Origin of the sequence: Xanthomonas vasicola (assembly GCF_000772705.2) — a bacterium.
In the GTDB taxonomy this organism is placed as follows: Bacteria; Pseudomonadota; Gammaproteobacteria; order Xanthomonadales; family Xanthomonadaceae; genus Xanthomonas; species Xanthomonas vasicola.
Genome location: NZ_JSBW02000044.1, coordinates 1 through 7,512 on the forward strand (window position 1 = coordinate 1; position 7,512 = coordinate 7,512).

Here is a 7,512-nt window from a genome sequence, read left to right on the forward strand (position 1 = left end):
CCGGTCAGGTCTACGCGTTCGTAGGTGTCAAACGTCATTGTCCAGTCCGCTTCCTGTGGAGGGACCAGCAGTGATAGGCCGCCAGGGCGCACAGGAGCGTCAATGTAGCGACTTCGCATAATGTATAGAGGGTCGGTTATTACTAGCGGTGAAAGGGCCGTCAGCAGCGCCTCATGCGCCCCTGCGTGCATGCCTACTGCCACCAGTGCGAGCCCCCCGATCACCGTAGTGACCGGGGACAGTCTGTCCCACAGCGCACTCCACGCCTTCTTTTCTGCCGGCGATGCTGCCTCTTCCTGGCGCACCTTCACGGCCAACGCCGGATCGGCCTGTGCCAGTTCAATGAGCGCCATCAGGTGTGTGTCTGTGATCTTGCCTCCTTTGCGCCACACCGAAACCGAATTCCGCGACACGCCAAGCGACAGCGCAACGCTGTTGTCTGAGTCGCGCGAGCATGCTTTCCGCGCCGTGTCAAGTAATTTATTTATGGTGTCCACGTCATATACCGTTTGACAGAAGTGTCCTTTCTCATGTTACATGCACCTCGTGTCCTACGCCGTATGACACCGCGCACCCCCGGCTCCCCTCCGGGGTCCGCGTCAAGGGGCAGGGGATAGGGGCTTCATGGACACCAACGCACTTGCATTGCTCGGCGCTTCCGCGCTGACCGTGATCGTCGGCCTCGCCCGATTGGTCGCCTGGATTCTTGACCGTCTCGCCGAAGCTGCGCTGCGCGCACACCGCGAACAGGTCTTCATTATCCAAAGCTACGCCGATCTGGTCGCATCGTCTTTGGCGGTGCACTACGTTGATCCGTGCGTAGTTGCTGCTGAGGAACGCGCCGAACTTATGGCGGATGTGGAGTTCTACGCGCATGGCTGACGGCTCGCGTGATCTGGGACTCCCCTCGTCTAACAGGGGAGTCAGTGAATTCAGGAATGCCGATGGCACCCTGACGGTCGCCATTGACTGGTTTTCCGCCTCTGTGGACTTGCGTGCCGTCCTCGGCGAAGCCGGTGTGTTCGTCAACGACGACCCCGAAGAGGTCCGCGAATGGATGGACGTCACCGCCGAGAACGCCCGTGCGGTCGCATTGCAAGTGTTCTGCTGGTTCTTCGCCGGCTTGGGCTTGGAACTTGACGAAAAGGCCGGGCCGGGGCGGTTTTATCTGTGGCGCGTGCGTATCACCGACCGCGACGGCCAGCACGTCGGGTTGATCGAGTTGGGCGGTGAGCACTGCCGCCGTGCAGATGGCACCTACACCGCGCGTATCGAGTTGACCGGCACCGGGTGTGGAGTGTTGAGCGCAGCGCGCTGCGGCCATGCGAAGCGGTGGCTGGAGCTTCGAGCGAAGCTCGAAAGCTGCGCTGGACGATTGACCCGTGTGGACGTTGCCGCCGATGACCTGTTGGGCAAATACCCCTTGAAGTTGGCGCAAAGCTGGTATGCGTCGGGCGAGTTCGACAATCGTGGACAGCGCCCCAAGGCGCAGACCGTGGATGATCACGATAGCGGCGACGGCAAGACCTTCTATGTCGGTGGCAAGAAGTCCGAAAAGCAGCTGCGCGTGTATGAGAAGGGTAGGGAGCAAGGCGACAAGGCTTCCGAATGGGTGCGCTATGAAGCGCAATTCCGCGCCACCAACCGCAAGGAATTGCCGTTGGATTTGCTGCGCGATCCTGCTGGCTATCTTCTCGGTGCCTATCCCGTTCTCAAGTTCCTGCACTGCGTCGCCACGCGCATCGACATTACGAAAGCTGCTGTTGATGCCACTTGGAAAAGTGCGCGCCGGCACCTCAAGCGCCAATACGGCGCAACCCTCAATTTCATCGTGCGGCATTGCCCAACGCCAGACGCGTTGCATGCCGTCATCAGCACCTGCACGTCGCATCGGCTACCGGCGTGGGCAACAGCAGACGTAGCCAATCAATGGCCCGAAATCGCGGGCATCAATCAAACCTTAGAAGGGGTTACACCATGAGCGTAATCAAAGTCACTGTGTTGAGCGCCGAAGTCGATGAGCGTGCTGGCACGTTCAAGGATGACGAGGGCAAGGATCGGGAATACACCACCCGCAAGCAGAAAGCCAAGCTGGAAGCAGGCGGGTTTGCATATCCCCTGGATGTGCGTTTGGAGAAGGGTCAGCCTCCGTATCAGCCTGGTGATTATGAGCTCGATATCGAAGCCATGGTGACGGTCAACAAGGGCGCGATCAATTACAGCAAATTTCAGGTGTTGCGCGCTGTCAAAGCCCCTGCACGCGTGGCGGCTTAAGCCATGGCCGTGTGCGTAGCCTTGCAGGCGGATGGCACGTTGGTGCCCACCGGTCAATCGGTCGGAGAGTGCAGCGGCTACGTGCTCGTCAGTGGTAGCGAATACGGCGTGTATACGCTGGTGCAAGAAGCGTTCGCGATGCCCAGCAAGGAGGACGCCGTAGCGTGGTCCACCGGCTGCTGCGGTGTGGTGATCGTGTGGTTCGTCCTGGGACGCCTCGCCGGCAGCGTCGCGGGCATGTTCAATGACCGGTAAATCAATCAATCAACGAGGAGAGAAAACATGGGTGACATTCTGTCGGGTCTGAGTGCGGCTGACGCCGTGACCGCTGTTGTTGGTGCTGCCGCGCTGATCGCGCTGGTCGGCTTCACCAAGTGGGGTGCAAAGAAGGTGGCCGGCTTCTTCGGCTAATGGCGGTGAGGGTAGGGCGGCGCTTCTGTGTCGCCCTCTCTCTTTCAGGGGGGCACGATGATCGTTCTACTGTTCTGTGCATTCATGGGTGCCCTTTGCGGTTGGGCTGCTGTCAAGGGATTGGACACGTGATGTTTCGCGCATTGTGGCTATGTGTTTTCCTTTGCTCCATTTTGGGTGTGTCAGAAGTCGTTGCGCAGGATATGACCTGTTCTACTAGCATTTCTGTCATTACCTCGCAGTGTCCTGACCAGGGGGCGGCATACGCTGCTGCAAGTGTTGTGGCGGCTGCACAAGCGGCCAAGAGTAACTCCGGCTCATCTGGTTGGTGTCCGGGTGTCGTTAAAAATCCTGGGTCGTCCTACGAAGCGTATGTCACGCCTTGTCATTCGCCTGGGCCTCGCTATGAAACAAGGACGCGTCTATATGTGGAAGGCGCGACGTGTGCTTCTCGGCCGTCGTCAACATCCGGTTGGTCAGCATTGGGTAATGGTGCAAGTTGCAATGCTGGCTGTGCCATGGGGCCTGCTACCTCCGCTGATACGTTTAGCGCGGGCGGCAAAACCTATTTCAGTTTGGCCGGTGCCAAGCCTACTGGTGCAACGTGTAGCTACGGCGATGGGACAGGGCAGGGTGTGAAGGATCAGGATTGCGTGCAGTCCGGTACCTTGACCATGTGCATTCGAAGTGATGGCAAGCAGTGTGCGACCGCATCCACCGGCAAACAGTTCTGTTGGTCTCCCGGTGAGTCGGGTGTCAAGAAGGCTGATAACAACAATCAGGCCGCAACCAAGTCGCCGGAGAACGCGGCCATCAATGCCCCTAAGGATGCCCCTTCGAACGGCGGCGACTGGAAGGTCACAGGGCAGGGCACTTCCTCGGAGACGAGAGGCGGCGTGACCACCAATTCCAACGTCACCACGTTTGATAGCACCTATGGCAAGGACGGTTCTGGCAAGGGTGATGGCACCGGTTCTGGGACTGATTCCGGTGGTGGTGGTGATGGTGATGGTGACGGCGATGATCCTGGCGCGGGTGCACCGATGGGTGATCTGTACACCAAGAGCGATAAGACAGTGGAGTCGGTCGTGTCCAAGTTCGCGGCCCAAGTGCGCTCTACGCCCATAGCTGGGGGTATCGCCAGTTTTATGACGGTTCCGTCTGGCGGATCGTGTCCGGTGTTTAGCCTGGGTGCGTCCAAGTGGTGGAGTGCCATGACGATTGATTTCCACTGTAGCGGTACGTTTCTTGGCTTCCTGCGTGCGTGTGGGTGGGTCATTTTTGCGATTGCCGCGTATGCGGCTATGCGCATCGCTGTGACATAAGGGGCACGGTATGCAAGTTGGTTGGTTGAGTGATCTAACTGCATGGATTTGGAAGGCTGTCAAATTGATCTGGCAGGCGTTCGCCGATTTCATTGGCGACCTGTTTGTGATGTGGCTCGATCAGACGCTCTCGGCGGTTCTCTACGTCATGAATCTGTTGCCGATGCCGGATTTTATGAAAGGCCAGAGCATTGGTGGCATGTTGGGAAATGCAGGTAGCACCATCCTTTGGTTCGCTGACGTTTTCATGATTGGGCCATCGCTCGTTGCCGTTGGCGCGGCGATGATTTTCTACTTGTTGCGTCGTGTGTTGACGCTCGGGATTTGGTGACATGCTGGTCTTCAACGAAGGTGTGCCGCGCGCCGGTAAGAGCTACGACGCTGTAAAGAATCACATTCTCCCCGCCATCAAGAAGGGGCGGCGTGTGTTCGCTCGCCTCAATGGGTTGCGTCACGACCGCATCGCCAAGCACCTGGGCATGCAGGAAAAGGACGTGTTCGATCTGCTCGTGCTTGTCGATACCAAGGACGTTGCCAAGCTGTTCGCCTGCACGCAGGATGCTTCCGGCAAATGGTGCATTCCGGATGACTTCAAGGATGCACTTGTGGTGATCGATGAGGTCCACGAGTTCTACGTCAACGAGCGCAAGCCGCTTGAGCCGGCTGTCGAGAATTTTTGGGCGCTTCTTGGTCAGAACGGTGGCGATGCGGTCATCATGACGCAGTGGATCAACCGTCTACACTCGGCGGTTAAAGCACGTATCGAGAAGAAAAATACGTTTCAGAAGCTCACAGCGGTCGGCATGAAAAGCCGGTACCGCGTGACTTATTTCCACACCACCTCACCGGGCAAATTTGAGAAGGTCGGCGGCCAGACGCTCAAGTACGATCCGGTGATTTTTCCCCTCTACGATGGGTACGCGCCTGGTGCGGAGAACACGGAGGTCTATGAGGAAGGCGGCAAGAACGTGTGGGCCGCCATGGCGGTGCGTGCCCTGATTTTTCTGGTCGTTGGCGGCGTCGGGCTTTATTTCTTCGCCAGCTACTTCAACAAGGGCAAACAGCCACCGCATGCCGCTGCTGCTGGTCCGTCATCGACGCCAGCGGTCGGGCAGGTGTTTAAGCCTGGTGAGTTGGTGTCTGCACCTGGCCAGCAAGCGGTCGCCGCTGTGGTCGCTGATCCTCTTGCGGACCTGACGCCGGAACAGCGCTACGTGATCGAGCTCGCTGCTAAGGGGCGCATCCGTGTTGCCGCCATTGCCCAGGTTGGCGGCCAGGATCGTGCATGGCTTCAATGGATCGACACTTCGAATATCGTACTTGAGCAACTGGACCTTGTTCAGCTTCGCGCATTGGGATTCGATGCCACGGTGCATCCATATGGTGTGCGGCTTGTTGCGGGCAAGCACACTGTTGTCGCTACGGCTTGGCCTTGGCGCGAGCCAGTGCGCGAGCAGGACCCACGCCTCTATAACACCTCGCCTGATGGCAAGAGCGACGGCGCTGCTGGCGTTGCGACCGCAGGGAGTGACGCCGGTGGCGCTGATCGCGATCACCAAAGAAGTGTCGTGATTGGGCATGTTCCGCGCAGCCTGGGCACGTTCCCCGAGAGCAAGCCGTATCAGACGACCACAAGCACGCCGGCTACCACGTTGGACATGTAGTTTCGTGACCCGTCACGATTCAGCACGGATCGTGCGGCAACTCTTGCCAGCCATTGGACAGGCGCCGGAACCGCTTGTGTTGAATGCATCTTTCGTCCGATTCCAGCTGCCGTAGTTGCACTGGTGTCGGGTCTGTTTGCTGGGAGCGCGGTGTGTAAAGCCGTTGCGGTAGTGGTGTCGGCAGTCCTGCGTCGAAGCTGCGTATGGTGAAGTAGCCCAGGCACAGAGCTACCACGCCGGCTAGCGCTGCGGTCATCAGCTGGCCAACGAAGATGCCCAGGGCGATTTCCCACCAAAGCCCGTCGTGGTTGTTCTGCGGTCTGTAGCTCATATGGCCCCCATGAAGGTGAGCCGGCATTGTAGGGGTGTAGGGGCAGCGCCCCTACGGATAACGCCTCACCCGCGCCGTGGAGTTCGAGGCCCACGCGTCCTACGCACCACCGTCGATCGATCGGCGGACCTGGCGTCATCCACCACTGATAACCGCATTTCACGCCTGCGCCGGAGCACGTCTCGTAGGTAGATCACCTGGGCCGGTCTGGCATGCCACACGCGCTCGCGTTCCTCGGCCATCATCAGCGCCCACTCGCGGGCGATGTTGCATGTGAGCGACCAGTACCGCATTCCCACCGGGTCGATATCTCGGCCTTCGGGAGTGAAAAACCGATGCCCCTGAAAACCAAAACCGGCCCAAGGGCCGGTTAGGTCTACGCGATCGTAGGTGTCTAGCGTCATTGTCCGGTCCGCTTCCTGTGGAGGGACCAGCATTGATAGGCCGCCAGGGCGCACAGGAGCGTCAACACGCCACTTCGCATAATGTATAGAAGGTTGGCGTTATGGCGATGGGGGAGAGGGCCGTCAGCAGCGCCTCATGCGCTCCTGTGTGCACCGCCAGGACCAGCAGCGCGACCACCGCGGCGGCCGCGCTTAGCCTGTCCAACACCGATCTCCATAACGCTCGCTCTGCTGGCGTTGCTGCTCGCTCCGCGTGAATTCGCGCCATCCACGCGCCGCCATCCAGCTTTGCCATCGCGCACAGTTGCGCAATTCGTTCATCTGACAGCGGCTTGTCGCCCATTCGCGCTTTCGAAAGTAGCTGGCGCTGAATTCCCAATTTGGTCGCCAAAGCCATATCTGACGGGAGAGAGCAACTCTGTTTCACTTTGTCAAGTAGCTCGTCTACGGCTGCCATGGTGTCCTCGTGGTTGACAAGATGTGGTCCAATTAGATTACATGCCCTGGTGTCGTCCTAGTGGACCACACCGCGCACCCCGGCTCCCCTCCGGGGTCCGCGTCAAGGGGCAGGGGATAGGGGCTTCATGGACACCAACACACTGGCACTGCTCGGCGCTTCCGCGCTGACCGTGATCGTCGGCCTCGCCCGATTGGTCGCTTGGATTCTTGACCGTCGCGCCGAAGCTGCGCTGCGCGCACACCGCGAGCAGGTCTTCATTATCGAAAGCTACGCCGATCTGGTCGCATCGTCTTTGGCGGTGGACTACGTTGATCCGTGTGTAGCTGCTGCTGAGGAACGCGCCGAACTCATGGCGGATGCCACCTCTGGTTATTGGTATGGACGGTCCGTCGCATGAAGGAGTTCGCAAAGTGCATCGGCTACGTGTGGGCGCTCGCTGCCTTCATCTCCCTTTTCATCATCGGTGCCTACTACCTGCCTGAGCCGTGGACATGGGTTTGTGGCGTGTTCTTGTTTCTGACGCCTGCCGGTCTGATCGCCTATTTCAGCGGGGTTGGTCATGACTGACCTGTTCGAAATCCCCGGCATGAAGTTGCACACCCTGTTTGACCTGGTCAGCTGGTCGCGTCAGTGCGGCAATGCC

General features: G+C 59.2%; 14 protein-coding genes. 10 read left to right on the forward strand and 4 right to left on the reverse strand.

The window, feature by feature from the left end:
* Positions 1 to 497 (reverse strand): DUF3693 domain-containing protein (locus NX05_RS12365; protein WP_253956528.1); only part of this gene is annotated, 497 nt, incomplete at its 3' end.
* 127 nt (positions 498 to 624) lie between these two features.
* On the opposite strand from NX05_RS12365, the gene NX05_RS12370 reads away from it, so the two are divergent.
* From NX05_RS12370 to NX05_RS12405, 8 genes are all read left to right on the forward strand, one after another.
* On the forward strand, positions 625 to 882 hold the full coding sequence (locus tag NX05_RS12370) for a hypothetical protein (RefSeq protein WP_053012852.1): 258 nt from the start codon (positions 625 to 627) through the stop codon (positions 880 to 882).
* Positions 875 to 1,981 carry a replication initiation factor domain-containing protein gene (locus tag NX05_RS12375; RefSeq protein WP_039436485.1) on the forward strand — a complete coding sequence of 369 codons (1,107 nt, stop codon included), beginning with the start codon at positions 875 to 877 and terminating at the stop codon, positions 1,979 to 1,981. The genes NX05_RS12370 and NX05_RS12375 overlap by 8 nt, the downstream gene beginning before the upstream one ends.
* Entirely contained in the window at positions 1,978 to 2,274 is a 297-nt protein-coding gene (locus tag NX05_RS12380; protein WP_005918136.1) for a single-stranded DNA-binding protein, read from the forward strand. Before NX05_RS12375 ends, NX05_RS12380 begins: the two co-directional genes overlap by 4 nt.
* A gap of 3 nt (positions 2,275 to 2,277) precedes the next feature.
* Positions 2,278 to 2,529 carry a hypothetical protein gene (locus NX05_RS24205; protein WP_053012853.1) on the forward strand — a complete coding sequence of 84 codons (252 nt, stop codon included), beginning with the start codon at positions 2,278 to 2,280 and terminating at the stop codon, positions 2,527 to 2,529.
* A 27-nt stretch (positions 2,530 to 2,556) separates the two neighbouring features.
* Entirely contained in the window at positions 2,557 to 2,685 is a 129-nt protein-coding gene (locus NX05_RS12390; protein WP_015471906.1) for a hypothetical protein, read from the forward strand.
* A 518-nt stretch (positions 2,686 to 3,203) separates the two neighbouring features.
* On the forward strand, positions 3,204 to 4,010 hold the full coding sequence (locus tag NX05_RS12395; protein WP_053012854.1) for a hypothetical protein: 807 nt from the start codon (positions 3,204 to 3,206) through the stop codon (positions 4,008 to 4,010).
* Positions 4,011 to 4,020: 10 nt separating this feature from the next.
* Positions 4,021 to 4,341, forward strand: a complete 321-nt coding sequence (locus NX05_RS12400; protein ID WP_053012855.1) for a hypothetical protein — start codon at positions 4,021 to 4,023, stop codon at positions 4,339 to 4,341.
* A gap of 1 nt (position 4,342) precedes the next feature.
* On the forward strand, positions 4,343 to 5,674 hold the full coding sequence (locus NX05_RS12405) for a zonular occludens toxin family protein (RefSeq protein ID WP_053012856.1): 1,332 nt from the start codon (positions 4,343 to 4,345) through the stop codon (positions 5,672 to 5,674).
* Between the two features lie 19 nt (positions 5,675 to 5,693).
* On the opposite strand, the gene NX05_RS12410 is transcribed toward NX05_RS12405, so the two are convergent.
* The 3 genes from NX05_RS12410 to NX05_RS12415 all read right to left on the reverse strand — a co-directional run bounded on the left by NX05_RS12410 (position 5,694) and on the right by NX05_RS12415 (position 6,866).
* Positions 5,694 to 6,005: a hypothetical protein gene (locus NX05_RS12410; protein ID WP_039437830.1), complete on the reverse strand. Its 312-nt coding sequence runs from the start codon at positions 6,003 to 6,005 to the stop codon at positions 5,694 to 5,696.
* Positions 6,006 to 6,070: 65 nt separating this feature from the next.
* On the reverse strand, positions 6,071 to 6,442 hold the full coding sequence (locus tag NX05_RS22490; RefSeq protein WP_372190618.1) for a DUF3653 domain-containing protein: 372 nt from the start codon (positions 6,440 to 6,442) through the stop codon (positions 6,071 to 6,073).
* Between the two features lie 28 nt (positions 6,443 to 6,470).
* On the reverse strand, positions 6,471 to 6,866 hold the full coding sequence (locus NX05_RS12415) for a DUF3693 domain-containing protein (protein ID WP_053012857.1): 396 nt from the start codon (positions 6,864 to 6,866) through the stop codon (positions 6,471 to 6,473).
* Between the two features lie 127 nt (positions 6,867 to 6,993).
* Here NX05_RS12415 and NX05_RS12420 point away from each other — a divergent pair, with 127 nt between their 5' ends.
* Positions 6,994 to 7,266, forward strand: coding sequence for a hypothetical protein (locus tag NX05_RS12420; RefSeq protein ID WP_017113166.1), 273 nt, complete (start codon positions 6,994 to 6,996; stop codon positions 7,264 to 7,266).
* Complete coding sequence (locus tag NX05_RS24435) at positions 7,263 to 7,436, forward strand: hypothetical protein (protein WP_017118719.1); 174 nt, start codon at positions 7,263 to 7,265, stop codon at positions 7,434 to 7,436. The genes NX05_RS12420 and NX05_RS24435 overlap by 4 nt, the downstream gene beginning before the upstream one ends.
* The last annotated feature ends 76 nt before the right edge of the window (positions 7,437 to 7,512 follow it).

Coding starts and splice junctions, on each gene's coding strand:
- NX05_RS12370 (WP_053012852.1), top strand. CDS start 625: ATGGACACCAACGCACTTGCATTGCTCGGCGCTTCCGCGCTGACCGTG.
- NX05_RS12375 (WP_039436485.1), top strand. CDS start 875: ATGGCTGACGGCTCGCGTGATCTGGGACTCCCCTCGTCTAACAGGGGA.
- NX05_RS12380 (WP_005918136.1), top strand. CDS start 1,978: ATGAGCGTAATCAAAGTCACTGTGTTGAGCGCCGAAGTCGATGAGCGT.
- NX05_RS24205 (WP_053012853.1), top strand. CDS start 2,278: ATGGCCGTGTGCGTAGCCTTGCAGGCGGATGGCACGTTGGTGCCCACC.
- NX05_RS12390 (WP_015471906.1), top strand. CDS start 2,557: ATGGGTGACATTCTGTCGGGTCTGAGTGCGGCTGACGCCGTGACCGCT.
- NX05_RS12395 (WP_053012854.1), top strand. CDS start 3,204: ATGGGGCCTGCTACCTCCGCTGATACGTTTAGCGCGGGCGGCAAAACC.
- NX05_RS12400 (WP_053012855.1), top strand. CDS start 4,021: ATGCAAGTTGGTTGGTTGAGTGATCTAACTGCATGGATTTGGAAGGCT.
- NX05_RS12405 (WP_053012856.1), top strand. CDS start 4,343: ATGCTGGTCTTCAACGAAGGTGTGCCGCGCGCCGGTAAGAGCTACGAC.
- NX05_RS12410 (WP_039437830.1), bottom strand. CDS start 6,005: ATGAGCTACAGACCGCAGAACAACCACGACGGGCTTTGGTGGGAAATC.
- NX05_RS22490 (WP_372190618.1), bottom strand. CDS start 6,442: ATGCTGGTCCCTCCACAGGAAGCGGACCGGACAATGACGCTAGACACC.
- NX05_RS12415 (WP_053012857.1), bottom strand. CDS start 6,866: ATGGCAGCCGTAGACGAGCTACTTGACAAAGTGAAACAGAGTTGCTCT.
- NX05_RS12420 (WP_017113166.1), top strand. CDS start 6,994: ATGGACACCAACACACTGGCACTGCTCGGCGCTTCCGCGCTGACCGTG.
- NX05_RS24435 (WP_017118719.1), top strand. CDS start 7,263: ATGAAGGAGTTCGCAAAGTGCATCGGCTACGTGTGGGCGCTCGCTGCC.